The organism is Hadarchaeum sp. (SeqCode) (genome assembly GCF_049969415.1).
GTDB lineage: Archaea > Hadarchaeota > Hadarchaeia > Hadarchaeales > Hadarchaeaceae > Hadarchaeum.
In genome coordinates, this window is sequence record NZ_JBMFOX010000008.1 from 23,809 (window position 1) to 45,020 (window position 21,212).

A 21,212-nucleotide genomic window follows, 5' to 3' on the forward strand; every position below is an offset into this window, starting at 1 on the left:
AACAGGGGTGGCATAAATATGCTTGTTATCATGAAAATCTGGACCATCATCCCGATAAAGCATCTTGGTGAGGCAAAGTCCAGCTTGGCCCGAGTGCTGGATCCGCAGACCCGCCGCCGTTTGGTTCTGGCCATGCTCGCCGATATGCTAAAGGCCATTAGCGAGGCGCCGTCCATATTTAAAACCGCTGTTGTTTCCCCCGACAACGAGGTACTTGATTTCGCCCGCGCCAACAACGCGCTGGGTGTGGAGGAACCGGGCCTCAGCCTTAACGGAGCACTTAAGCTGGCGATATCTCGAGCTGTTGCCTTGGGCGCTAGGGCGGTGCTACTGCTTCCCGGAGATCTGCCGCTGATCCGGGGAGTTGACATCGAAAACATCACTGCTATGGCAACTTCCGAACGCGATGTGGTCATCTCCCCCTCAAAGGCAAACGGAACCAACGCCCTATTTCTCAGACCTCCGGAAGCCATGGATCTAAATTTCGGCGGAGAAAGCTTCCCCCGGCACCTAAGGGAAGCGGTGCGGGTGGGGATTAAACCGCGCATCTATCGATCGACAACGGTTTCCTTTGACGTTGACGAGCCCGAGGATCTGCTAGAACTGAAAAGGCTGGGCCCGGGCACCAACACTTACGAGGTGCTAAAACAAAAGCTGCCCGTACTTGAAAAGAAAATAAACTCCTAAAACAAAAAGCAGCAGCGTGCAGAAAGATAGGATTGCCCTATAACCCCGGACGCCGATAACTTTCTTGCCTTTCACTACTGATAGTGAAACCAGCGAGAACCAGATCAAGTCCGAGAGGAAGTGACCGACCAACCAGAGGACGACCCCGGCGAGCGAGGCCACCAAATAGGCCTCCATGATTGTGGCCACCCCGATCGTGGCCCACCAGAAGATAACGGTCGGATTCAGAATGGTGCTGTAGAGGATACCGCCGAGGACCGGATGGTGTTTCGTGGCCACCATTTTACTGGGGGAGGGATTTTTTCTTAACTTGGAGATTCCGTCGAAGCCCAGCAGAACCAGCATCACCCCGCCAAAGAGCCCAAACCCGGCCTGAAAGGTGCTCGCCTGGAGAATCACGCCCAGCCCCAGCGAAATCAGCGAAAGGATGACTAGCTCAACCAGCACGTGGCCAACCACGGCCAGCGGCCCCGTGCGGGCACCATAGTCGGGCGATTTCGCCATGGTGTAGGCGAGAAGCGGCCCAGGGATCAGGGACCCGGAAAGCCCGATGATGAACCCAATCGGCAGCTGAATCAATGTTTGTATCATTTTGTACCTTGATGAACTTAATAGCACAAAGCTTATAAAGGGCACGGTTATAGTAGGGGTGGTCGAAAAAATGAAGCAGATGAAATACCTTCTTGACGAGGAAGAAATCCCCAAGGCTTGGTACAACATCCAAGCCGATCTGCCGTCTCCTTTGGACCCGCCGCTGAACCCGGCGACCAAGGAGCCCATCGGGCCCCAGGATCTGGCCCGAATCTTCCCCATGGAACTGATCAGGCAGGAGGTGAGCCAGGAGCGCTGGATACCGATCCCTGAGGAAATCAGGGATGTCTACCGCATCTGGCGACCGACGCCCCTCTACCGGGCGCTGAGGCTGGAGAAGGCGTTGAAAACCCCGGCCAGAATTTATTACAAGTGGGAGGGGGTAAGCCCGCCCGGAAGCCACAAGCCGAATACAGCCGTCGCCCAGGCCTACTACAACATGAAGGAGGGGGTGCAGAGGCTGGCCACCGAGACCGGTGCCGGACAGTGGGGCAGCGCGCTGGCCTTCGGCACGATGCTCTTCGGGCTCAAATGCACGGTGTACATGGTCCGGGTGAGCTATGATCAGAAGCCCTACCGTCGCATCCTGATGGAGACCTGGGGAGCTGAGTGTGTCCCCAGCCCGAGCAACCGGACGGAGTACGGCCGCAGGGTCTTGAAGGAGGACCCGAATAACCCGGGGAGCTTGGGAATCGCGATTTCCGAGGCTATCGAAGACGCCGCGACCCACGAGGATACCAAATATGCTCTAGGCAGCGTGCTCAACCACGTGATGCTGCACCAGACGGTGATCGGCCTCGAGGCCAAAAAACAGCTGGAGCTGGCGGGTGACTATCCCGATGTCATCTTCGGCTGCGTTGGCGGGGGAAGCAATTTCTCCGGACTGGTCTTCCCGTTTATCGCCGACAAGCTCACCGGGAAGAGGCCTGAACTGCGGGCGGTTTCCTGTGAACCCAAGGCCTGCCCCACCCTAACCAAAGGGCCCTACACCTATGACTTCGGCGACACGGCGGCGATGACCCCGCTGCTGAAGATGTACACGCTGGGCCACTGCTTCGTGCCTCCACCCATCCATGCCGGTGGCTTAAGATACCACGGAGATGCACCGCTGCTCTGCAAGCTCACCCACGAGGGATATATGGAAGCCGCGGCCTACCATCAGACCGAGGTCTTCCAAGCCGCTAAACTCTTCGCCGAAACCGAGGGATTCGTGGTCGCCCCGGAGACCTCGCATGCTATAAGGGGAGTAGTCGATGAAGCATTGAGGTGCAGGGAGACGGGGGAGGAAAAGGTGATACTTTTCAACTGCAGCGGGCACGGACACTTCGACCTAGCAGCCTACGACGCCTTCCTCCGCGGCAAGCTGGTCGACTACGAATATCCGGAGAAGCTGGTCAAGGAAGCCATAGCCAAGATACCGAAGGTGTGATGGAGGCGAGCTCATGCCGGTGGCCTTTGTTTTAATCGATGCCGACATCGGCAAGGTCCGTGAGATCTTGGACCAGCTCAGGCGAACCGAGGGAGTTGTCGAGGCCTACACGGTGGCCGGCCCCCACGACATCGTAGTAAAGCTGCAGGCGGACAAGTTCGAAAAGGTCGCCGAAGCCGTTACCAGAAAGATCCAGCTGGTGGAGGGAGTCAAAAACACCTTGACCCTGTTCGCCTTTGAGTAGGGGTAAAGATGCCGGTTGCCTTCATCCTCGTGGAGACAAAGCTGGGGCGGATTGACGAGGTTCTGGATAAGCTGCTTAACGTGGACGAGGTCACCGAGGCCTACACGGTGGCCGGGCCTTACGCGATTGTGGCCAAGGTGGAAACAGACTCCTTTGAAAAGCTGGTCAAGGTGATACCGGAGAAGGTCCACACCATCGAGGGGATCGTTAAAACCCTGACGCTGGTCGCCTTTGGAACGGGTAAAGAGTTCAGGACCGAGGCCTGCGACGCCGCCATCGAGCTGGGCAAACGCGGCGATCTGGAGGGGCTCTACGCACTCTGCCGGGGCTGCCGACAGCTGAAATACTGCGCGCACGGTGCCCGGGTGATCACTTACGGGATTTAAAGACGAAAATTGCCCTCTCTGGAAAACACCCCCAGCTACCACCCCAACAACAATTTTCAAAGGTTATGGGGAATCAATTTCTGGCAGACAACGACTCAAATCAGCAAATGCCTCAGACCGCCCATCATCTAATCATCGACTTTCTCAGACGATGTCGTGACATCATTGGCACCTATAACTAATCTCTACTGAGATAAAAAATTTGGGTCGCTCTCGTTGCCTGTGGCCAAACAGCAAGACTTTTCAAGGCCAGATTAAATGTTTTTGCTGATGCTATGATCGCCATTTTGGGAGGAACCGGAGATCTCGGTCAGGGGCTGGCCATGCGCTGGGCAATGGCCGGTGAAAAGGTGATAATTGGATCTAGGTCCAAAGAAAAGGCCGAGAAGATCGCCCAAGAACTGAGCGCAAAAATAGGAAAATCAATCCTAGGCGACACCAACTTGGAAGCGACGAGACGCGCCGATTTCGTCGTTTTGAGCGTCCCCTTCGAGGGCTGTGAAAAAATACTGGAAGAGGTGGTGCCAGCCCTCACGATGGAGAAGATAATGCTGAGCGCCATGGTGCCTCTCAAACCAACCGATGGATTGCTCACCTGCTACTCGCCCCCGGCCGGTTCCGCCGCCGAGACCGTCGCCAAGATGGTCGGGGACCGGGTGCGCGTCTGCTCCGCGCTACAGTCGGTCGGGGCCCAAGAACTACAGAGAATCGATCGTCCGGTAGAAGGGGACACCGTAGTCTGCGGTGATGATGCCCAAGCCCGGCGGCAGACCATGAATTACGTGGAAAAAATCGCCAACCTGCGGGCCATCGATGGCGGCCGCCTCTGCAACAGCAGGCTCGTAGAACCAGTGACAGCGTTGCTCATCAAGCTGACCGCGAGGTACAAAGTTCCGGCAGTGGGTATAAAATTCATTGGTTTGGATAAGAGCACATAGCGCCGAAAAAGTTACTGAATTATCCGAATATTTCTCCATGAAGTTCAAACCACGGTAAAAATCAGTCCCCGAGCAACGCATTCAGGATTATCTCAGGTTTGAACTCCACTAAATCATCGTAGCCCTGTCCCGTTCCCAGGAACAAGATGGGCTTGCCGGTTACCTGGGTTATCGACAGTGCTGCACCGCCCCGGGCGTCGGCATCCATTTTGCAGAGGATGGTCCCGGTGATACCCACGGCCTGATCAAAGGTCCTCGCCTGCTCCACCGCGTCATTCCCCGTAAGGGCATCGCCGACGAAGATGACAGCGTCTGGTTTGGCCACCCTCACCACCTTCTTCATCTCATCCATCAGGTTGATATCCGTCTGCATCCTGCCGGCAGTATCCACCAGCACCACGTCCAGACCCCGGGCCTTAGCGTGGGCAATCGCGTCATAGGCCACTGCGGCGGCGTCGGCCCCGCGTCTCTGCTTCACGATGTCCACTCCCAGACGCTGGGCATGTATCTCCAGCTGCTCGATTCCCGCCGCGCGGAAGGTGTCGCCAGCGGCCAGGACCACCTTGAAGCCTCGCTTGGTCAGATATCGTGCCAGCTTGGCGATGGTCGTCGTCTTGCCGTGGCCGTTGATGCCCACAAAAACCAACACCGCCGGTTCTCCCTTTGCCCGTTTATTCTCAATTATCTTGATCAAATCAACCTCATGCTCGCTTTTCAGCACCTCTCTGATGGCCTCACCCAGGACTTCATCGGCCAGTTTTTTCAGGTCGGTTCTGAGGCCCACCTTTCTGCCCAAAAGGCCTGTCTTTACCCTTTCCACTATCTGATCGGCGACCGGCACGGCAACGTCACTTTCCAGCATGGCCACCTGAAGATCCCAGAGGATGTCCTCGATGTCCTTTTCCGTGAGCTCCCTGCCGGTGACGCGCTTGATAGCCCTGACGAGGCCACGCTTGGGTTTCTCAGGAAGAATGACCCCGACCTTGGCCTCGCCGGCCGCGCCCCTTTCCGGCTTGATCCTTGGCCCCTTTCCTTTGACCGCTGCCTCCGGTTTTTCCTCCAGGACCGCCGGCTTTACCTGCTCGACCGCCTTGCCCTCAGGTTGAACCTCCAACTTGGTCTCTTCGACAGGCGAAGTCTCCGGACCAATCTCCAAGGTAGGCTCGGATTTTTCCCCAACAATTGGCTCAGGAGCCACCTTTTTAGTTATGCGCTCCTTGACCTGCTTCAGCTTCTGCTTGAGCTTCTCAAACATCGCCGCGGCCTCTATTTACCGGTCGCTTCCCTCGCTCTGAGCAACAACTTTTCCGCCTCGGGCTTGATGGCCTCAATCCGTTCCTCAACCTTTTTCAGCTCGGTCCTCGTCTGCTCGATGGCCTTCTCCACTTCCGCAATTCTGGCTTCCAAGAACTTTATCGCCTCCTCGACGGTTCTTTCAACCATCACATCGGCACCGAGCCCCACCAAGACCCTTTCGGCGGATATCAGCTTGGCCGGGATAAACGTGTCCGAACCAAGGGGAACCAGAATGTCGGCCGAGGGCTGAAGCTCCTTGAGGGATTTCAGCGCTCCGACGGTCATGTTAAGCTCGGAAAGAGAGCCTGCCAGCGCTGAGGCCTGTTGCCGCAACAGCTCCACCACGGCCTGACCGTCGTTCATCTCGGCGAGCAGGCGCTGCAGCTTCTCCCTTTCTTCAACCTTCAGGGGTTCCATCACCATCACTCCGACATCGCCAGAACTCTGGGATCCGTTACCTCCTCAGGGGTAATTTCTACGACTTCCTCTATATGGATTCTGTTTCGGGAGATTCCGTGCCGGCTCCCCAGCAGCGAGTAAACCCTCTCCAAGGCTTGTTCCTTTGAAAGAGCCGCAACCTCACGCCTGAACCTCTGCTTGAAAAGGCCCTGTTTGAACCAACCGCTTATCCGATAGATCTGCATTCGATCACCTCAGATAAACCCCAGCGCACTTTCGACGCGTCCCAGCTCGGAACCGGTCGTAGTCATGCCTACGATAGCGCCCTTTGAGTTCGCCGCCATGCAGAGCCCGACGAACTTCACCCCGGCACAGGCCGTGCCCACGTCAACCGGAACGTTCAGTGTCTTCTCGATGAGCCTGGCCTCCTCGCCGGTGACATCGGGATGAACCAGGACCCCACGATTCGTGGCCACACCAACCGCCCCCACATTTTTTATCCCGGCGATTGTTCCGCGGACCACGGGCACGCGCAGCTTCTGGCCCACCTGCTTCAAGACATCATCCGGCAAGTCAGGGTTGGCTATGGCCCCATAATCGTTCACTAGAAAAACATTACCAAAGGCGTTGAACTTCCCCGGGATCTGAGCCACCGCGACATCAGGCTTCAGGCTCCCTTCACCACAACCAATCTCAAAGAGATCCGAACAGATCAAACCGTTCGAGTTGCCGGCCAGCAGGATGCCAATTAGCGGACTGCGATCGACGTCGGTCCTCACCACCGGCACCCCCAGAGCGGCTTCAACCTCCTTTTCCTTGAATCGGAAGATTGAGGGTAGCAAGGCGATTTTGTCGGTGCACAAGGAATATGCCCCCAAGAACGGATTTCTGTTGAAAGCCATCCGAATAATCGCCATCACCTACACCTTGTTTACTCGGCAGGAGAAGCGTGAACCAGCCCATCGTCGTCCTTAACGGCCTTCACCCTAATCTTGGTCGGGGGCTTCTCCTGGCCTTTCTCCCAGAGCTTTTCATTCAGCTTAGGATCCAACTTTATCCGATCCGACTTCATGTGTCTAGCCAAGTACTCTCGGACCAGCTTTGCCCCACGGCGGGCGCGTCGGTAGCGCGGAACTCTCTTGAGATCTCTCAAAGGAATGACGAATATCTTTTCCTCAGGCATGCGACCACCTATGGCTTAATTCTCGACCTTCGCCAGCTCCTTCTCTTAACGCTGGTGCGAATCTTTCCCTTGGTCTTGCTCATCACCCAGACGGGGGCCCTTCTGGTCCTCCTAGCCGCCCGAGCCAGCCTCTTTTTCACCGGGAATTTCTTGTTTCTCGCCATTTCAGATCCTCCTGATCTTGATCTCGCGCTTTCGCGACTGCAATCGATCCAGTATCTCCTTCAGCTGGGAGTCAGTTATCTTGGCGCTAATCCTGCCCGCCTGCGCCAGCTGCATCAACTGGATTTCCAGCTGCTCCGCGAACTCCGGCTTTACCGCGCGGATGTTGGCCAACCGGCTTCTCGCCTCCGGTGTCAATATCTGGGAGAGTATCGCCCTCTTCTGGATCTCGAACTGCTGCCTCAGCTCGGCCTGGCGCTGCTGCTCCTCATACTGGGCCTGCAACTCCTGCGCCCTCTTCCTGCGCAAAGCCTCGAGCTCGCTTTCCTCCTCCATAAAATCAAGCCTTCATTTCATTTTTCAGCTGTTGGGCAAGGGACTCGACCATGCTCACGCCTTTGGGGGTGAGCTTCCTGCCCTGGCGCTCGACCTTGGTCACCAGCCCGGCCTTCTCCAGCTGTTGCAGCGCGACGCGGATGATCTTGCCGCCAGCCCTTCGGAAGTGCTCCGGAGGCTGACCTCGGTTCTGCCGGCCACCGTAGTAGGTGCGCAACCTGGAGATTCCGACTGGGCCATCCACGTAGAGACGCCGCAGCAATGAAGCCGCCCGGAGGTACCACCAGTCCGTCTGTTCCGGCGGCCTCTCCTTGTGAACGCCCGTCTTGACAAATATACTCCACTGGGGCGGCTTTATCGCCTCGATCTTCTTGAGCTCCTCGCTCAGCCGCTTCACCAGCGCAGTGGGTTGAACTTCCCGAACCGACATTTACATTCCAACCTGATTTAGTCCTCTAATTTCTGGTCGCAGGCGGTATTAACGCTTTTCCCAAGGGATCCAGGATCAGTTCCCGGGCCCACTCTCGGTCCCCAGGGTAGCCTCTTTACCCGTCCGCACTTCAAACAAGTGATGATAATCCTTTTAGACTTAACTCTAACCCGACAGGTTACGCCGGGCTTCCAGTAGCTCAGGCATTTCCTGCAGAATTTCAAGCGGATGTCCCCGGGCAACCTCAGATTGTACCGCGTCTTGAGCCTCCACGCGGCCCGGACGTATCTGTCGGCGAGTTCAGGGTTGCTGGCAAAAATTTTTTCCGCTTGTTCAAAGAGGCGGGCCACGCGTTCCAGCGCCAATTCCCGGAACTCATCCATTTGGCCCCGGCGTCTCTTTCGGTGTGGCATTTCATCTACCCAACCTAGACCTAGTTATCCCTAACGCCTCCTCATAGGCATAGATCGCTCGGGAGACCACGGTCGGCGCCGTGAGCAGCTCGGGATCTATGCAAACCTGCTCATCTGAAATCGAGCTGACATCCGAAAGAAAATCGCCGCTGGGGAATCCCCCCACCAGAATACAAGCATTGTCAGCCTTGGAAAGTCCGGCAAAGACTTCCGCCAGCGGCTTTCTCTGTCCCCGGTCGCTGAAGGTAATTGTCCTTTTTGGTTGCAATCTGCGCACCAAGTCCGCCAGCGTTGCCTCCTCCAGCCTGAGCAGCGGCTTCCCTGGAGGTGCCTCGCCGGTAAGAAAGAGATGCTCCAGCAGACCCTCAAAACGGTTAAGTACCCGGGGGAGGCGGGTCGAGGGATCCACCGAAATAACCTTGTTTTGCCGGGTATGGAGGTAAACGCGCAGCAGCCCCTCTCGGTTCAGCGGCGCGTCCAACGCCAGCAGCAGGCACAGGTGGGCGATGTCGGGTCTGCCGCGCCTATCACCATCAACGAGCTTCCTCATCGCCGCATGATGCAGGCCGGAATTCAAAATGATCTCAACCGGCCGCCTTCCTCTCTGCCGGGCATGCCAACGGATGACCCGGTGACCGGCAACCTCGGCGGGAACCGTCTCAACCTCGGCGTCGGCGATGATTAAATTCAGCATGAAAACCCAGAAGAACTTTCACCGATTTATATTTAACCTAACAATAATCACAGGGATGGCATGTTGGAATCACAGATTTTAATCACGCTTGTCGTCGTGGCCGCCATCATCATCTTCTGGAGAGGGGTGGATAGCCTTTTCCGAAGAAAACTGAGGAGAATGGTGGGACACCAGCGGCTTTCTAACTCGCTGTCAATAATCTTCGCCGTCGTGGTCCTGATTTACCTTCTCAACGTCTGGGGGGTAATCCAGGCAATCGTGGAGTTGACCTTGACCTTCGGCACCATCAGCGCCGTCCTGCTCTGGGCAATGAAGGATGTGTGGATCTCGAATATCTTCGCTGGGATCTCGCTGATAGGGGACAGGAACATCAGGATAGGGACGGAGGTTGAGATTGGAGGGCAGAGGGGAAAGATTGTGGAGATCTCGCTGACCGTCACCAAGCTCAGGTCTCCCGACGGCAGATTGATCATCGTTCCCAACCAAGTCTTCCGGGCTTCCGTCGTCGTGATAAACACCAAGAAAAAACAACGGTGAACCGCGGTGTTTCCCCTCAAGGACGAAAATCCCTCCTCAAGCTTCCCCTACGTCAACACGGCACTTATCGTGGTCAACCTAGCCGTGTTCATCATCACGCTGCTCAACGGGACATTCGAGAGCACCATTGAGGCCTATGGAATGAGGCCGGTCGAGGTGCTCGCGGGTAAAAGGCTTGAAACGCTATTCATCTCTTTGTTCCTGCACGGCGGCGTCCTCCACATCCTGGGCAACATGCTCTACCTTTACATCTTCGGGGACAACGTCGAGGATGCGCTGGGCCACGGCAAATATCTGGCCTTTTATCTGGGAACCGGGATAATCGCCAGCCTCATTCACGCCCTGAGCGACCCGGTCTCAGATATCCCCACCATCGGCGCCTCAGGTGCTATCTCCGGGGTGCTGGGGGCCTATCTCGTGCTCTATCCTCGGGCCCGGGTCTACACGGCGGTGGGGATCTATCTCTTCTGGAGAATAATCATGATCCCGGCGATATTTTTCCTCGGGTTCTGGTTCCTGCTCCAGCTGCTCTCGGCCTCGGTGACCTGGCTGACCGGGATTTCGGAGGGGGTCGCCTACTGGGCGCACATCGGCGGGTTCATCGTCGGCGCCCTGCTGATCCTGCCGACCCGAGCCAAGCTCAGGAAGCGCCGGAAGTCCAGCCACTACCTCTACGACGGGTTTTGAACCAAGGGCTTGTTGCGGGAGCTGAAAGAAAAGGGTTTATAACCGCACTGAAAAGCCTTAACTGGCGAACCCATGCTCCGCGACACAGTGAAAGGGCTGGACAACGTCCTGAAGAACGATATACCTCGAGGTTACGTGGTGCTGGTGACCGGTGGAGTGGGATCGATGAAATCCAGCTTCGTCTACAATGTTCTCTCCAACTACCTGACCAAACACAGGGACGAGTTCGGCGTCTACGTGACGCTCGAGGAGTCCAGGGAAAGCCACCTGAGAAACATGGAAAGCTTGGGGATCAAGAAACCGGAGCACCTCCAGATCTTTGACTACCAGGACATCCGCAAGGAGTGGCGGGAGGAGGAGCCGTCGCTGGATATGGTGAGCATAACTGAGGACGTGATCAAGTTCTACAAGGAGGAGATGAAGGACAAGTTCACCGTCTTCTGCCTTGACTCCCTGAACGCCCTGCAGACGCTGGCGAAGACGGACAACCTGCGCCGGGAGAGCTATCACTTCTTCAATCTGCTCCGGGACAGCGGCCTGACCTCATTCATCATCCAGGAGATCCAGGCCGTCGGGGAAGGGCGAAGGCACATCCCGGAGTCCTACCTCGCCGACGGAGTTATCGAACTGGGCGTGATCGAAACTCCGGAGCTGGTAACCCGGTACATCCAGATCAGGAAGATGCGCGCCTGCAGGCATTCCATGAAGAAACACCAGCTGATGGTCAACGAGGGCGGGCTGGAAGTTCTCGGGCCGGTTTACGAGTAGTCCCTGCTAAGGGTGGGTTTTGAAAAATCTCGACATGGGGAGCATCGCCTTTTTGCCCAATTTTGTCTTATAAAGGGAAATTTTCGGAAACTGAAACATTACCTTAAATAACGCCCGTCTTTCCTGAGGGTATGGTCTTTATGGGGGAAGGCGAGGATCTTTGGAAGGAGCATTGCTCCTTCCTAGAAAAACCATTTTCCGAGCAGTTGGAGATCAATCTCCAAAGCCGAGATGAGTACTTTAAAAGATGGCAAAAAACGAAAATGGCTGCCAAGCTGTGCCCGAACGGCGTAAAGGGCTTTGAAGAAGTACCGCTCACGACCTACGAGGACTATACCATCTTGCACGATTTTGGCGAAAAAGTCGAGCAGCTCAGCAGAACCATTCCTAGGGAGAAAGAAGAACTATGGTGGGACTACTATCTCCGGATCGGCAGGATGGCTGCTCCGATGCTAGACGGGTGGTTGCCCGAGGAGTTTGACTTTTGCGCCAAGACTTCTGGGAGCAGCGGTAAAAGCAAGTGGCTCGCCTACGGGAGAAGCTTCCGCAGGGAATGGGACAGTTTAACTTCATACCTAATAATAATGTGTAGCGAAAAATCCGGAGACACCAATCTTCGCAAGGGAGATACCTACCTGAACATTGTAGCTCCTGCACCCTATGCCTCGGGATTTCAAATGCATCCTATCGAAAAACTGCTTAGGCCGATACCGCCGAGAAGCGTCACCGATAACATTAGCAACATGCGCAAGAAAATGTGGATAATCCTCAAGGAAATCGAGAAGGGGGCCAGAATCGATATCGCCGGAGGAATTGCTTCCACCTTCTACATGATGGCGCGATACTTCACCAAGCCAGATGAATTTTTCAAGGACTATTACCAATCGATGAACTTCGGGATAACAAAATTCCTGCTCTTTTTGAAATATCTTCAGTGTAAAATGAAGGGAAAAAAATACAACAGGGCAAGAGAGATACTGCCTGTGAAGGGAATCGGCTTGGGTGGATACGACACCAGACTGTACTTAGATAGTATAAAAGAAGAATTTGGAGTTATCCCCACCAACGCCTACGGTTGCACGGAATTCGGTATGGTGATGTACGGACATTCCGACAGAAAACTGGATTTGATTCCTGACCTGCGTAACATGTACTTCGAGTTTTTAACCGAAACCGGGGAGATAAAAAGGATTGATGAGTTGAAAAAGGGAAGAATATACGAACTCGTCGGCACTCCGTTCGGAACCATGCTGATGAGATACAGGATCGGGGACAAGTTCAGGCTTGTCGACTTCAGGGACGATGGGTTGCCCATCTTTGAATTTGAGGGCAGGGAAAACGAGGTAATCGATATCTATGGGTATTTCAGGATCTCGCAGGCCGTAGCGGTCAAAGCCCTCTGTGAGGCCGGCCTTAAGGAGACCGACAGATGGTGCCTAACAAAGGTTACCGACCCGAAGGAACGCTTGCTCCTGCTGATGGAACCGGAGTGGGACTACCCGGAAGAAAAAACCGCGGAGCTTATCTTCAACGCCCTTTATCGGATTAACCCAGAATTTAAAAACTACGTGGATGATTTCGGGATCAAAACATCGCAGGAGCTGGTCGAGGTCCGGTACCTCAAGAAAGGCGCTTTTATGAGATATAGCATGAAAAAGATGAAGGAAGGGGTTCCAATTGGAAATATAAAGCCGCCCAAAATAGTCGTTAGCGATAAAAGCGATGCCATCGAAGTGCTCAGGAGCGTGTAAGCGTGGCTAACTGGTACTTCTTCCCTATCACATTGCAGTATTTAATTGGTGGCGGACTTATCTTCGCGATTTCATTTTTGCTAATCCGGAGAAATTCTAAAAGCTGGGTTTACTGGCCTTTTTTCCTTTACGGCCTCTTCGCCGGCCTGTGGATGCTGATGGCCTTTTTCCACAGAAACGCGCCTAATGCCGAGCTATCCGCCGATTTCATCACGCTGGGCGCAGTCTTCGGCTTCACTTTTCCAGCGTTTCTGCTAATCACCTTTCTTATGCTCAAAAAACAAACTTGGAAAAACTTGCTGTCGTTAATTCCAGCGCTAATCATGGGTGGGATAACACTTTCCATTTTTCCCTTTAAGGTCCTGTGGACCGACTTTGGCTGGACCTATAACTACGCCTCCTCTTGGTACTTCGCTGCCGCCGTATTTTTAAATCTGGCCTACATCGCGGCGAACCTGATTGTCGGTGTTAACTTGGTCAGAACCGCCCCAACTGCTCTGCTAAGAAAAAAATATAAGCTCCTGTTGATCAGCTACTTTGTTTTTTATGTGGTAGCCATCGCGATCACCAACATGCTTCTGGTCCGTTACACCAACTACCCGCCCTTCGGTGGAATCATCAGTACCCTCGCCTTCCTTACCATTGCATGGGCCCTCTCACTTAGAATTGAGCCGGGTCAAAGGGAAAATCTGAACGCAGCAAGCAAGGACGATGGAAACCATGGCAAGGATGTTTAGCCCAAGTCCAGAAACCGGCATCCGGCTGGGGGGAGTGATGTGGAAAACTACGTTTCGGAACTACCATCCATTTCGGCGCTGAAAAAATTTCTGCATGAACTATTGCCCTCCCTGCCCGGCCAAGAACTGGGTGAGAACGTCATCGAATTCCAGAATTTTATTAAAAGCATTGGGCTTGGAAACATCATATACTTGGACGAAAGAGGAAACGTCTCACTGAAATCCTCCGCATTGTCTTCGCTAAACATGCCCGAAACCGTGAGAAAAATTCTCGTTTATCTCGGAAACCAAATGGAACCCAATCTTTCCGATCCTTACAGAGAACTGTTCATTAAAAACTATCTCGAATTCAGGTCAGGTTCACAGCCCGCCGCTGAGATCTGGCTGAATCAAATGCTGCATGACCACGGAGGTCTCCTCTCAGCCTACGGAATCATCGAGAAGCTACCGAAAGATACCAAACTACCGCCAATTTTTCAGCTACTGCGCCCTGGATCAATCCATTTCCTGAAAGAGGAAAAACCAGAACAAGGCTACGCAATGATCAGAGAGGCAATCAAATATGCATTCAAGGGATTCTGCGTGAGCAAACTTGAACCGAACAAGGTGAGATATAGATACGGGGTGAAGAATGCCCAAATCATCTGGCTGACCTTCAACAAAACCAAGGAAAAATCTATATCACCTGACGATCTGGACGGACTGAAATCCTTAATCTCAAAAGCGGACATCGGGTCGGTGATTCTATTTGACTGCCTCAACGAGATAAAACTGGTCAACGGTTTTAAGGAAGCACTTGAGCTTTTCAAGGAGCTGAAGAAGCTCTGCAGAGAAGGCAGATTGATCCTGATCGTCTCAGTTGACCCGAAGAAGCTCGCCGAGAAACAGCTTCTGGCGCTGGAGCAAGCCATGGAGGTTAACGAGAAATGAGCCTGAGCGAATTTTTTATCCTGCTTCTTGGCGTTGTTCTTCTGGGCTTGGTGCTGGTCTTTGTAATCTACTCGACCGAAAACATGAGAAGATTTAGATATTCTGCGGCCTTAATGGTGACGGCCGTAGGAGCAATCTGCTTTTTACTTTCAATGGTATCAACGGCCTTAGCCATTTTCTTTGTTGCTGAAGTAACTGCCCACACCGCAGCTATTTTCTGGGTCTTCGGAAGTGCTCTAGTTCTGACGGGCCAATTTTGGCGGGTTGCGGTTTTTAGGAGAATCTATGGTTCCGTAAGAGCCGTGATAAATCTCTCTAGCTCCAAGTGGTCCTTAGCCGGTACCATTGCGCTAATCCTCGGAATTCCCGTTTACTTCATCTTCTTTTACCAATCAATTGCCGAGGGATTCAGCTGGTACAGCGTCGGAAGCGAGGCATTATGGGTATTTGTCTTTGCCTGCTTGATTATCGCTGAAAGGAAGCTGTTCCAAGTTTCGAGCGCTCCGCATCCGATACTGCGGGAAACTACGATTCAGAACGAAGCTCAAACTTTAGTGGCTTATTCAAACTTAACGAACAGGTTTCTGGCCCACCTCATACCCGTCATCGGCGTCTCGGGAGTTGAAGATGCCCTCACCAGCTGCGTTGAGGAACATCCCATCCTGTTTGGGGATAAGATTATTGAGGGCGGGCTGCTCAACGTGGACCAACTGATAAAAAACAGCAGACGCATTCACGAGAGCGAGAGACCCCGAGAACTCCTCAGCGCTTTTTCTGATCTAAACACGACCATAATAGACCTCTACGCCGCGCTCACGTCGCCGGTCCAGGCGTATCACATGGTGGGCACCGAGGCGGAAATTTATCGGGACGATGCAGCTCTCTGGAATGCTGGTGTTCCTCTGGGCAAATATAGCGAGGCCGTTTACGAGAGGGAGCTAATGCTCGGACTGCCTGAGGGAATCGCGGACGCCGGCAAGGTGAATAACTTCGCTTACATCCTGTTCAAACGATATCTGGAACAGCTGCTGAGCAAATGTAAAAAATCAACGAGAATCGACTTGAAAAGGAAGCTGGATGAACTGGCCAAGAAAAATCAGATGGTTGGGCTGGTTGATATCTCTGACGAGGGGAAGATTGACCTGGGCAACCTTTACCAACACCTGTCAAAACTGAAATTCAAAGAGGGCATGCGTGAAATCGTGAAGACGTTCTCCGATGTCTTCAACGCCTGCTACGAGGCTGCCAAGAAAGATCTGGGTCTGAAAAAGGCTTCGGAGACGGCCACGGAGATACTCTCCGAGCTGCTGCGCAGATACGGCGGTTTCCTGCAGCACTACGGCATCATCGAAGCCATTCCGGAGGGAGTTCAAATCCCGGGCACCTATCTCCCCTTGGTAACAGGGAAGTGCTACCTCGTGGAAGGGAGGAGCCCAAGACATGCCTTCAAGATGTTCGCCGATCTGGTGCGGTTCGGCAACCCCGGACTTATCATAACCACCTCCCACCCGACACACATCAGAAAGGAATACAACCTTCCGGAAAGAATCACCATCCTCTGGCTCTCAAAGGTGGAGGTGGAGTACGCAATTTCCCCATCGAACCTCGGAATCATCCGGGACCGCATCTCGGCCTTCGTCACCAAGAAGGAGAACGCGGTGGTCATGCTCGAAGGTCTGGAATACCTGATCACCACCAACGGCTTCGATCTGACGCTGAAGCTGATGCACGACATCAGGGAGATAACCATGGTCAACCGCGCCCGGCTCATCGTGCCGGTGGCGCCGCTGACCCTTGAACCCAAACAGTTGGAGATGTTACGGCGCTTTATGGAGGTGATTGCGGTGGAGGGAAAAGCATGATGAAATTCTTAACCGGATTAAACGCGGTAAACACGCGGGGTTTAAAAAGGAAGCATTTATTCCCGCGCCCGAGCAAGCAGGAGCAAGGTGGTGGTAAGAGATGGTGACGTCTAGGGACTCGACCACGATCCCGCTCGATAAGAAGGTACTCATGATCAACGAAATCCTCATCAGCGACTGTTCGCTGCTGCTCTACAGCTCTGGAGTGAACGTCTGGCAATCCTTCGGCTCCTTCATCGACAGCGGGCTGGCCAACGGGGAGACCTGTCTTTATGCGTACGACGAATCGAGCAACAAGTTGCAACTGGAAACCATCTTCGGGGAATACCTTTCCAGCGGCAGGCTCCTGAGGTTCCCGCTGGGCAGAGGCTATCTTCCCAAGGAGATCGAAGAACTGGGAGAAAAACTGAAGGAGCTGTGCGCGAAGTCTCGCTCGGAAAAATGCCCGGCCCGAGTTCTGGTCGACTTCGGTGGCCTTATCACTAGGCACAGCTTCGACAAGGCCTTCGGTCTTCTGAAGGAGGTGATGGCAAGGAAGGAGGAATCGTTCACGCTGCCGCAGGAGAGGAAAAAACAGCCGGTTTTGCGGACCGCGATAGTGGCCTTCAACCTGGAATCACTGAATGAGGGGGAAATCAAGGCTTTGCTGGAAACGAGTCAAAACGTGATGATCTCCACGAACGACGGGACCACCACCCTGGCGCTGAACTTCAGGTACCGCCAGAGGATCCCGGAGCTCGAGCTGGCCCCGAAGGAATCGCTGGAGCATTTCGTCAAGCGACACCTAGAGACCATCGTCCTGTCAATGCTGACCGAGCATCCGATGTGCGGTTATGACGTCATCAAGACGATCTACCAGCGTTATTACACCTCGCTGAGCCAAGGGACCGTCTACTCCCTGCTCTACTCGATGGAGGCCCGGGGACTGGTGACCGTGATGAAAACAGAATCACAGCGGTCCAAGCTCTACGTCCTGACGAAAAGGGGTCGGGAGCTGGCGGAGAGCCGGATAAAGGAGTTCATCACCGCCCAGCGCTATCTGCTCGAGTCAATTCAAAAGCCCGGGTAACCGACGCCCTCAGCCGCTGGACTCGAGGAAATCGAGGACCATCCTCTTGGCGCTGATGTATCCCTCCAGCAGCCCTCGGATCTTCTCCTCCATCCCCTCAGCCGTCCGGTACCTCTTTATCTTTCCGCCCCGCTCGAACTCAACTAGCCCTCTCCGCTTCAGCTCGTGCAGTAGCGGATAGACCGTCCCCGGGCTGAGCAGCAGGCCGAACTTCTCGTGAATGGTCCTGATGATATCGGTTCCGCACATCGGCTGTTTCATCAACAGCGCCAAGACCAGATACTCCAGCTCGCCCCGGACCGGGCTTGGCATCAACCCTGGAGCTCCTTCCATCACCCCCACCACAATCCTCCGTTAACGTGTTCTTATATATCGATTTTCGTGTCGAGATTTGATAGATTTTCCATAAGAAAACCCATTTTTAAAACCGAGGTTCCCGCTCACTGGGTGCCCGGGTGACCACTGGTAGCGCCGAGACATGGACAAGAGCGCTGGAGCTGCTGAGGTCAATCAGGATCGACCGGGAGAGGCTGTCCGAGGTGGAAAAGATGGTAAATCAGCTGTTGATGGAGCTGGAAAATGCCTCGGGGCGGGGGGCGCTTTACAACCCGCGCGATGTCCACGAACAGCTGCAGGTCTTGGTCAGGTTGAGCTGCGCCATCGAACGACTCAGCCGGGAAATGGAGGAGCTGGAGAGAATTGAGAAGAAAATGCAGCTCGTGGAAAAGAGGATTGAGATGGACCTGAGGACTATGGAACAGATCAGGGAGCAGTTGAAGAAAAAGCTGCAGATCGTGGTCAAGGAGGAAAAGTCTGAGTTAAAAACTGGTTCTCAAACATAACTGATATCCTTGCTTTGAGCCAAACTTTGAACCTCGACAAAACATTTTTATTCACCCACGTGGGACTTTCAGCCATGACCGAAGAAATTTCAACCATCGGAAACGTGGAGTTTAACTATCCGAAGAAGTATATCTTCGGACCAAACGCGGTCGACAACATCTGCCGCGAAGTGGAGCCCCTCGCCAAAAGGGAGTCAAAAATTTTAATTGTGACTGACAAGAACCTGATGGAAATCGGACTGGTCAACAGGATCCTGAAGCCACTCGAAGAAGAAAAATATTCCCTGACCGTCTACGACCAGGCTTCGCAGGAGCCAACCATGAGCATGGTGGAAAAGGTTGCCGAAAAGGCGAGGGCTGAAAAACCGGACCTCGTCATCGGCTTTGGGGGCGGCAGCGCTCTGGATATGGCCAAGTTCGCGGCCGCAGCCGTCACCAACCCCGGCCCGATGAAGGACTACATCACCTACCTCCAAGACAGCATCAAGGTACCACCGGTTCCCAAAATCCTCATCCCCACCACCGCCGGAACCGGCAGCGAGGCCTCGGGTTACGCCGTGGTCATCGAAGAAAAGGGTTACAAGGGATTCGTGATGAGCCCAAAAATCGTTTCTGACGTGGCCATTGTCGACCCAACCCTTTCGCAATCAATGCCGCCAAGGCTGACCGCACACACCGGTCTGGACGCCCTCTCCCATGGCGTGGAGGCGGTGCTGTCATTCACGGCCAACATGTTCTCCGACACCTACGCCTACCGGGCCGTTGAACTCGCTGCAAAACACCTGCGGAGAGCATATCATCACGGTAAAGATCTGGTTGCCAGAGCCGGAATGGCCCTAGCCGCGACATACGGCGGAATCGCGATCACCACCCCTGCTGCGGTCAACATCGGACACTGCCTTGGAGAAACCATCGGGCCCAAATATCACCTTCCCCACGGCGCCGCCTGCGGCATCGTCCTGCCCTACATAACCAAGTTCAACATCGCCGCTTGGCCGGAGAGGGTCGCTTCACTGGCAAGGTTCTTCACCGAAGAGCCTGCCCCAGATGTGAGAAAGCGAGCCCTGCAGGTGGTCGAGGGGCTAAAGGAACTCCTCCTGGATCTCAACATCCCCATCAGCTTAAAGGAGCTGAACATCCCGCGGGAGGATCTGGAAAAACTGGCCGAATTCATCGCTAAGGAACAGCAGTACAACTACGGCCTGCCCGACATCAACCCGGCGGTAATCACGCTGGAAAACACCAAGAAACTGCTGAACGACATCTGGGAAGGAAATATCTAATCAAGCCCACGAGTTAAGTGATTCTACCGCCAAAAACTAGAGGCTCTTGGCTTCCAGCGCAGCCACGGGGCACCACTTTACGCATTCTGGGTCCCCGCCGCAGAGGTCGCAGATCAGCGGTTTTCTGCTTTTCTCATCCATCCTGATCGCCGAGTAGGGACAGCTCCTCACGCACAGCCCGCAGCCCGTACAGGCCTCCCGGTCGAGCACAATGGCGTTGCTCGCTTCATCCTTCCTCAGCGCGGAAACCGGACAGGCTTTGACGCAGGCCTGCTCGGCACACTGAATGCAGGCCACCGGATACATTATTGTTCTAGGGTTGCTGACGACGACCTGAACCCGCGATAACTCTGGAGCAAACGCCCCCGTCTTCCTAAACGAGCAGGCCAGTTCACACGTCCTGCAGCCAACGCATTTTTCCGGGTGAATTTCCAGTTTTACCGGCATTTTATTTACCTCACAGAAACTCCTCGAGACCCAGCTCCGCCAGTTTCTCCTTGGTCGGCGCCCCATTCGAGTCCCATTTTCTCAGCTTGTAATAATCGTCCAGCATCCGGTTCAGGTCGCTGTCGCTGACCATGTGCCCCTTTGCCGGCCCGGACGGCAGCGGCTCCTCCTTAAACCTTCGGGGCAGGTCATCGTCCTTACGGGTAAAGCCCTCGCGGACGTTGAACATTCGGGTGAGATTCCAAACGCGCTCACCAATCCTGAGAAACTCATCAGCGCTAATATCCCATCCGGTTGCCGCCGAAAGTAGCTGCGCTGAATGCTCCGGCATAAGTCCGGTTCGGCTGAAATCACAGCCGACCAGCGTGTCCACCGCGGCGAACCAGTCCTGCTCCCACTTTACGATCTCAGCCTTGCCGTTGAGCGACAGGCGCTCTACCGGCCCCGAGGGTCCGGGAATTCCCTCAACCTCATAGCCCACGGGCCACCCCCGCTCATGGCAGCCCCCCCTGTCCGCGGTCGCCAGCGCCAGCCCCATCCCTGGAGAGCCCCGCGGCGGCCAAGCAGGTGTTTCTAGCCCCTTGATATGGATGGCGAAATCCCTGGCCCTTCCACCGACCATCTCCGCGACCTGCTTCACCCCCTCCGCTAGCAGATCTCCAACGCCTTCGCGGTAGGCCATCCTCTTGATCAGCTCGAGCACCGCCTCGCCGTTGCCGAATCTCAGCTTCAGCGCCTCAAGCTCAGCTGGCCTCCAGATGCCCCTCTCGAACAGCTCCATGGCGAATTCGTCGGGATAATCGCCGTCGAATACAACCTTCACGATGCCGGCATTGATGATCATCTTGGCACAGTTATTGCACGGCTGGCAGGTTACGTAAAGTGTGGCGCCACGCAAGGACACCCCGTTGAGCGCCCCCTGCACAATGGCATTCTGCTCAGCATGAAGAGTACGGATGCAATGGCCGTCCTGCATCTTGCAGCCAACTTCCGTACAGTGAGGCAATCCATGAGGCGCCCCGTTGTACCCGGTGGTCAGAATGCGCCGATCCCGTACTACAACGGCCCCTACGTGGCGGCGGTTGCACGTTGCCCGGGTGGACACGACCCG

General features: G+C 54.7%; 29 protein-coding genes. 15 read left to right on the forward strand and 14 right to left on the reverse strand.

Going from position 1 to position 21,212, the window contains the following annotated elements; genetic code table 11:
- The first annotated feature begins 30 nt into the window (after nucleotides 1-30).
- Complete coding sequence (gene cofC, locus ACP5PX_RS03285; protein WP_428083930.1) at nucleotides 31-687, forward strand: 2-phospho-L-lactate guanylyltransferase; 657 nt, start codon at nucleotides 31-33, stop codon at nucleotides 685-687.
- Here cofC and ACP5PX_RS03290 read toward each other — a convergent pair.
- On the reverse strand, nucleotides 643-1,278 hold the full coding sequence (locus tag ACP5PX_RS03290) for a LysE family transporter (RefSeq protein ID WP_428083932.1): 636 nt from the start codon (nucleotides 1,276-1,278) through the stop codon (nucleotides 643-645). The genes cofC and ACP5PX_RS03290 overlap by 45 nt on opposite strands.
- Before the next feature lie 70 nt (nucleotides 1,279-1,348).
- Here ACP5PX_RS03290 and ACP5PX_RS03295 point away from each other — a divergent pair, with 70 nt between their 5' ends.
- The 4 genes from ACP5PX_RS03295 (at nucleotide 1,349) to npdG (ending at nucleotide 4,275) form a co-directional block, all read left to right on the forward strand.
- Complete coding sequence (locus ACP5PX_RS03295) at nucleotides 1,349-2,707, forward strand: TrpB-like pyridoxal phosphate-dependent enzyme (protein ID WP_428083985.1); 1,359 nt, start codon at nucleotides 1,349-1,351, stop codon at nucleotides 2,705-2,707.
- A 13-nt stretch (nucleotides 2,708-2,720) separates the two neighbouring features.
- Nucleotides 2,721-2,951 carry an Lrp/AsnC family transcriptional regulator gene (locus tag ACP5PX_RS03300; protein WP_428083934.1) on the forward strand — a complete coding sequence of 77 codons (231 nt, stop codon included), beginning with the start codon at nucleotides 2,721-2,723 and terminating at the stop codon, nucleotides 2,949-2,951.
- 8 nt (nucleotides 2,952-2,959) lie between these two features.
- Nucleotides 2,960-3,337 carry an Lrp/AsnC ligand binding domain-containing protein gene (locus ACP5PX_RS03305; RefSeq protein ID WP_428083936.1) on the forward strand — a complete coding sequence of 126 codons (378 nt, stop codon included), beginning with the start codon at nucleotides 2,960-2,962 and terminating at the stop codon, nucleotides 3,335-3,337.
- 275 nt (nucleotides 3,338-3,612) lie between these two features.
- On the forward strand, nucleotides 3,613-4,275 hold the full coding sequence (npdG, locus tag ACP5PX_RS03310; RefSeq protein ID WP_428083938.1) for an NADPH-dependent F420 reductase: 663 nt from the start codon (nucleotides 3,613-3,615) through the stop codon (nucleotides 4,273-4,275).
- A gap of 61 nt (nucleotides 4,276-4,336) precedes the next feature.
- On the opposite strand, the gene ftsY is transcribed toward npdG, so the two are convergent.
- From ftsY to ACP5PX_RS03360, 10 genes are read right to left on the reverse strand one after another with little or no spacing between them, the layout of a single operon-like run.
- Nucleotides 4,337-5,530 carry a signal recognition particle-docking protein FtsY gene (ftsY, locus tag ACP5PX_RS03315; RefSeq protein ID WP_428083940.1) on the reverse strand — a complete coding sequence of 398 codons (1,194 nt, stop codon included), beginning with the start codon at nucleotides 5,528-5,530 and terminating at the stop codon, nucleotides 4,337-4,339.
- Nucleotides 5,531-5,541: 11 nt separating this feature from the next.
- Nucleotides 5,542-5,994 (reverse strand): prefoldin subunit alpha, encoded by a 453-nt coding sequence (pfdA, locus tag ACP5PX_RS03320; protein WP_428083942.1) that lies wholly within the window; start codon nucleotides 5,992-5,994, stop codon nucleotides 5,542-5,544.
- Nucleotides 5,994-6,215, reverse strand: coding sequence for a 50S ribosomal protein L18Ae (gene rpl18a, locus ACP5PX_RS03325; RefSeq protein ID WP_428083944.1), 222 nt, complete (start codon nucleotides 6,213-6,215; stop codon nucleotides 5,994-5,996). The genes pfdA and rpl18a overlap by 1 nt, the downstream gene beginning before the upstream one ends.
- A gap of 9 nt (nucleotides 6,216-6,224) precedes the next feature.
- Nucleotides 6,225-6,887 carry a translation initiation factor IF-6 gene (locus ACP5PX_RS03330; RefSeq protein ID WP_428083946.1) on the reverse strand — a complete coding sequence of 221 codons (663 nt, stop codon included), beginning with the start codon at nucleotides 6,885-6,887 and terminating at the stop codon, nucleotides 6,225-6,227.
- Nucleotides 6,888-6,901: 14 nt separating this feature from the next.
- Nucleotides 6,902-7,153, reverse strand: coding sequence for a 50S ribosomal protein L31e (locus ACP5PX_RS03335; RefSeq protein ID WP_428083948.1), 252 nt, complete (start codon nucleotides 7,151-7,153; stop codon nucleotides 6,902-6,904).
- 8 nt (nucleotides 7,154-7,161) lie between these two features.
- The gene (rpl39e, locus tag ACP5PX_RS03340; RefSeq protein WP_428083950.1) at nucleotides 7,162-7,317 is read right to left on the reverse strand and encodes a 50S ribosomal protein L39e; all 156 of its coding nucleotides are present in this window, start codon (nucleotides 7,315-7,317) and stop codon (nucleotides 7,162-7,164) included.
- Nucleotide 7,318: 1 nt separating this feature from the next.
- Nucleotides 7,319-7,651 carry a DNA-binding protein gene (locus ACP5PX_RS03345; protein ID WP_428083952.1) on the reverse strand — a complete coding sequence of 111 codons (333 nt, stop codon included), beginning with the start codon at nucleotides 7,649-7,651 and terminating at the stop codon, nucleotides 7,319-7,321.
- A gap of 4 nt (nucleotides 7,652-7,655) precedes the next feature.
- A complete protein-coding gene (locus ACP5PX_RS03350) occupies nucleotides 7,656-8,081 on the reverse strand; it encodes a 30S ribosomal protein S19e (RefSeq protein WP_428083954.1) in 426 nt (141 codons plus the stop codon).
- 17 nt (nucleotides 8,082-8,098) lie between these two features.
- The gene (locus ACP5PX_RS03355; protein WP_428083956.1) at nucleotides 8,099-8,464 is read right to left on the reverse strand and encodes a ribonuclease P protein component 4; all 366 of its coding nucleotides are present in this window, start codon (nucleotides 8,462-8,464) and stop codon (nucleotides 8,099-8,101) included.
- A 31-nt stretch (nucleotides 8,465-8,495) separates the two neighbouring features.
- On the reverse strand, nucleotides 8,496-9,188 hold the full coding sequence (locus ACP5PX_RS03360; RefSeq protein WP_428083958.1) for a 16S rRNA methyltransferase: 693 nt from the start codon (nucleotides 9,186-9,188) through the stop codon (nucleotides 8,496-8,498).
- Between the two features lie 60 nt (nucleotides 9,189-9,248).
- On the opposite strand from ACP5PX_RS03360, the gene ACP5PX_RS03365 reads away from it, so the two are divergent.
- The 8 genes from ACP5PX_RS03365 (at nucleotide 9,249) to ACP5PX_RS03400 (ending at nucleotide 17,529) form a co-directional block, all read left to right on the forward strand.
- Nucleotides 9,249-9,725 carry a mechanosensitive ion channel family protein gene (locus tag ACP5PX_RS03365; protein ID WP_428083960.1) on the forward strand — a complete coding sequence of 159 codons (477 nt, stop codon included), beginning with the start codon at nucleotides 9,249-9,251 and terminating at the stop codon, nucleotides 9,723-9,725.
- A gap of 6 nt (nucleotides 9,726-9,731) precedes the next feature.
- Complete coding sequence (locus tag ACP5PX_RS03370) at nucleotides 9,732-10,412, forward strand: rhomboid family intramembrane serine protease (RefSeq protein WP_428083962.1); 681 nt, start codon at nucleotides 9,732-9,734, stop codon at nucleotides 10,410-10,412.
- A gap of 72 nt (nucleotides 10,413-10,484) precedes the next feature.
- On the forward strand, nucleotides 10,485-11,180 hold the full coding sequence (locus ACP5PX_RS03375) for an RAD55 family ATPase (protein WP_428083964.1): 696 nt from the start codon (nucleotides 10,485-10,487) through the stop codon (nucleotides 11,178-11,180).
- A 140-nt stretch (nucleotides 11,181-11,320) separates the two neighbouring features.
- Nucleotides 11,321-12,931 (forward strand): hypothetical protein, encoded by a 1,611-nt coding sequence (locus ACP5PX_RS03380; RefSeq protein ID WP_428083966.1) that lies wholly within the window; start codon nucleotides 11,321-11,323, stop codon nucleotides 12,929-12,931.
- A 152-nt stretch (nucleotides 12,932-13,083) separates the two neighbouring features.
- Nucleotides 13,084-13,668, forward strand: a complete 585-nt coding sequence (locus ACP5PX_RS03385) for a hypothetical protein (RefSeq protein WP_428083969.1) — start codon at nucleotides 13,084-13,086, stop codon at nucleotides 13,666-13,668.
- A 39-nt stretch (nucleotides 13,669-13,707) separates the two neighbouring features.
- Entirely contained in the window at nucleotides 13,708-14,598 is an 891-nt protein-coding gene (locus ACP5PX_RS03390; protein WP_428083971.1) for a DUF835 domain-containing protein, read from the forward strand.
- Entirely contained in the window at nucleotides 14,595-16,460 is a 1,866-nt protein-coding gene (locus tag ACP5PX_RS03395; protein WP_428083973.1) for a DUF835 domain-containing protein, read from the forward strand. The genes ACP5PX_RS03390 and ACP5PX_RS03395 overlap by 4 nt, the downstream gene beginning before the upstream one ends.
- Before the next feature lie 100 nt (nucleotides 16,461-16,560).
- Nucleotides 16,561-17,529: a helix-turn-helix transcriptional regulator gene (locus ACP5PX_RS03400; protein WP_428083975.1), complete on the forward strand. Its 969-nt coding sequence runs from the start codon at nucleotides 16,561-16,563 to the stop codon at nucleotides 17,527-17,529.
- 9 nt (nucleotides 17,530-17,538) lie between these two features.
- Here the strand turns inward: ACP5PX_RS03400 and ACP5PX_RS03405 are convergent, their stop codons facing one another.
- The gene (locus tag ACP5PX_RS03405; RefSeq protein ID WP_428083977.1) at nucleotides 17,539-17,862 is read right to left on the reverse strand and encodes a PadR family transcriptional regulator; all 324 of its coding nucleotides are present in this window, start codon (nucleotides 17,860-17,862) and stop codon (nucleotides 17,539-17,541) included.
- 122 nt (nucleotides 17,863-17,984) lie between these two features.
- On the opposite strand from ACP5PX_RS03405, the gene ACP5PX_RS03410 reads away from it, so the two are divergent.
- Together ACP5PX_RS03410 and ACP5PX_RS03415 are read left to right on the forward strand one after the other, a co-directional pair.
- Nucleotides 17,985-18,371, forward strand: a complete 387-nt coding sequence (locus ACP5PX_RS03410; RefSeq protein WP_428083979.1) for a hypothetical protein — start codon at nucleotides 17,985-17,987, stop codon at nucleotides 18,369-18,371.
- Nucleotides 18,372-18,445: 74 nt separating this feature from the next.
- Nucleotides 18,446-19,654 carry an iron-containing alcohol dehydrogenase gene (locus ACP5PX_RS03415; protein ID WP_428083981.1) on the forward strand — a complete coding sequence of 403 codons (1,209 nt, stop codon included), beginning with the start codon at nucleotides 18,446-18,448 and terminating at the stop codon, nucleotides 19,652-19,654.
- Nucleotides 19,655-19,690: 36 nt separating this feature from the next.
- Here the strand turns inward: ACP5PX_RS03415 and ACP5PX_RS03420 are convergent, their stop codons facing one another.
- Nucleotides 19,691-20,101 carry a 4Fe-4S dicluster domain-containing protein gene (locus ACP5PX_RS03420; protein WP_428083983.1) on the reverse strand — a complete coding sequence of 137 codons (411 nt, stop codon included), beginning with the start codon at nucleotides 20,099-20,101 and terminating at the stop codon, nucleotides 19,691-19,693.
- Nucleotides 20,102-20,111: 10 nt separating this feature from the next.
- The gene (locus ACP5PX_RS03425; RefSeq protein WP_428083987.1) at nucleotides 20,112-21,206 is read right to left on the reverse strand and encodes an aldehyde ferredoxin oxidoreductase C-terminal domain-containing protein; all 1,095 of its coding nucleotides are present in this window, start codon (nucleotides 21,204-21,206) and stop codon (nucleotides 20,112-20,114) included.
- Nucleotides 21,207-21,212 lie beyond the last annotated feature (6 nt).

Excerpts from the sequence above, each read along its gene's own strand:
- cofC (WP_428083930.1), top strand. The coding sequence starts at position 31 with ATGAAAATCTGGACCATCATCCCGATAAAGCATCTTGGTGAGGCAAAG.
- ACP5PX_RS03290 (WP_428083932.1), bottom strand. The coding sequence starts at position 1,278 with ATGATACAAACATTGATTCAGCTGCCGATTGGGTTCATCATCGGGCTT.
- ACP5PX_RS03295 (WP_428083985.1), top strand. The coding sequence starts at position 1,349 with ATGAAGCAGATGAAATACCTTCTTGACGAGGAAGAAATCCCCAAGGCT.
- ACP5PX_RS03300 (WP_428083934.1), top strand. The coding sequence starts at position 2,721 with ATGCCGGTGGCCTTTGTTTTAATCGATGCCGACATCGGCAAGGTCCGT.
- ACP5PX_RS03305 (WP_428083936.1), top strand. The coding sequence starts at position 2,960 with ATGCCGGTTGCCTTCATCCTCGTGGAGACAAAGCTGGGGCGGATTGAC.
- npdG (WP_428083938.1), top strand. The coding sequence starts at position 3,613 with ATGATCGCCATTTTGGGAGGAACCGGAGATCTCGGTCAGGGGCTGGCC.
- ftsY (WP_428083940.1), bottom strand. The coding sequence starts at position 5,530 with ATGTTTGAGAAGCTCAAGCAGAAGCTGAAGCAGGTCAAGGAGCGCATA.
- pfdA (WP_428083942.1), bottom strand. The coding sequence starts at position 5,994 with ATGGTGATGGAACCCCTGAAGGTTGAAGAAAGGGAGAAGCTGCAGCGC.
- rpl18a (WP_428083944.1), bottom strand. The coding sequence starts at position 6,215 with ATGCAGATCTATCGGATAAGCGGTTGGTTCAAACAGGGCCTTTTCAAG.
- ACP5PX_RS03330 (WP_428083946.1), bottom strand. The coding sequence starts at position 6,887 with ATGGCGATTATTCGGATGGCTTTCAACAGAAATCCGTTCTTGGGGGCA.
- ACP5PX_RS03335 (WP_428083948.1), bottom strand. The coding sequence starts at position 7,153 with ATGCCTGAGGAAAAGATATTCGTCATTCCTTTGAGAGATCTCAAGAGA.
- rpl39e (WP_428083950.1), bottom strand. The coding sequence starts at position 7,317 with ATGGCGAGAAACAAGAAATTCCCGGTGAAAAAGAGGCTGGCTCGGGCG.
- ACP5PX_RS03345 (WP_428083952.1), bottom strand. The coding sequence starts at position 7,651 with ATGGAGGAGGAAAGCGAGCTCGAGGCTTTGCGCAGGAAGAGGGCGCAG.
- ACP5PX_RS03350 (WP_428083954.1), bottom strand. The coding sequence starts at position 8,081 with ATGTCGGTTCGGGAAGTTCAACCCACTGCGCTGGTGAAGCGGCTGAGC.
- ACP5PX_RS03355 (WP_428083956.1), bottom strand. The coding sequence starts at position 8,464 with ATGGATGAGTTCCGGGAATTGGCGCTGGAACGCGTGGCCCGCCTCTTT.
- ACP5PX_RS03360 (WP_428083958.1), bottom strand. The coding sequence starts at position 9,188 with ATGCTGAATTTAATCATCGCCGACGCCGAGGTTGAGACGGTTCCCGCC.
- ACP5PX_RS03365 (WP_428083960.1), top strand. The coding sequence starts at position 9,249 with ATGTTGGAATCACAGATTTTAATCACGCTTGTCGTCGTGGCCGCCATC.
- ACP5PX_RS03375 (WP_428083964.1), top strand. The coding sequence starts at position 10,485 with ATGCTCCGCGACACAGTGAAAGGGCTGGACAACGTCCTGAAGAACGAT.
- ACP5PX_RS03380 (WP_428083966.1), top strand. The coding sequence starts at position 11,321 with ATGGGGGAAGGCGAGGATCTTTGGAAGGAGCATTGCTCCTTCCTAGAA.
- ACP5PX_RS03385 (WP_428083969.1), top strand. The coding sequence starts at position 13,084 with ATGCTGATGGCCTTTTTCCACAGAAACGCGCCTAATGCCGAGCTATCC.
- ACP5PX_RS03395 (WP_428083973.1), top strand. The coding sequence starts at position 14,595 with ATGAGCCTGAGCGAATTTTTTATCCTGCTTCTTGGCGTTGTTCTTCTG.
- ACP5PX_RS03400 (WP_428083975.1), top strand. The coding sequence starts at position 16,561 with ATGGTGACGTCTAGGGACTCGACCACGATCCCGCTCGATAAGAAGGTA.
- ACP5PX_RS03405 (WP_428083977.1), bottom strand. The coding sequence starts at position 17,862 with ATGGAAGGAGCTCCAGGGTTGATGCCAAGCCCGGTCCGGGGCGAGCTG.
- ACP5PX_RS03415 (WP_428083981.1), top strand. The coding sequence starts at position 18,446 with ATGACCGAAGAAATTTCAACCATCGGAAACGTGGAGTTTAACTATCCG.
- ACP5PX_RS03420 (WP_428083983.1), bottom strand. The coding sequence starts at position 20,101 with ATGCCGGTAAAACTGGAAATTCACCCGGAAAAATGCGTTGGCTGCAGG.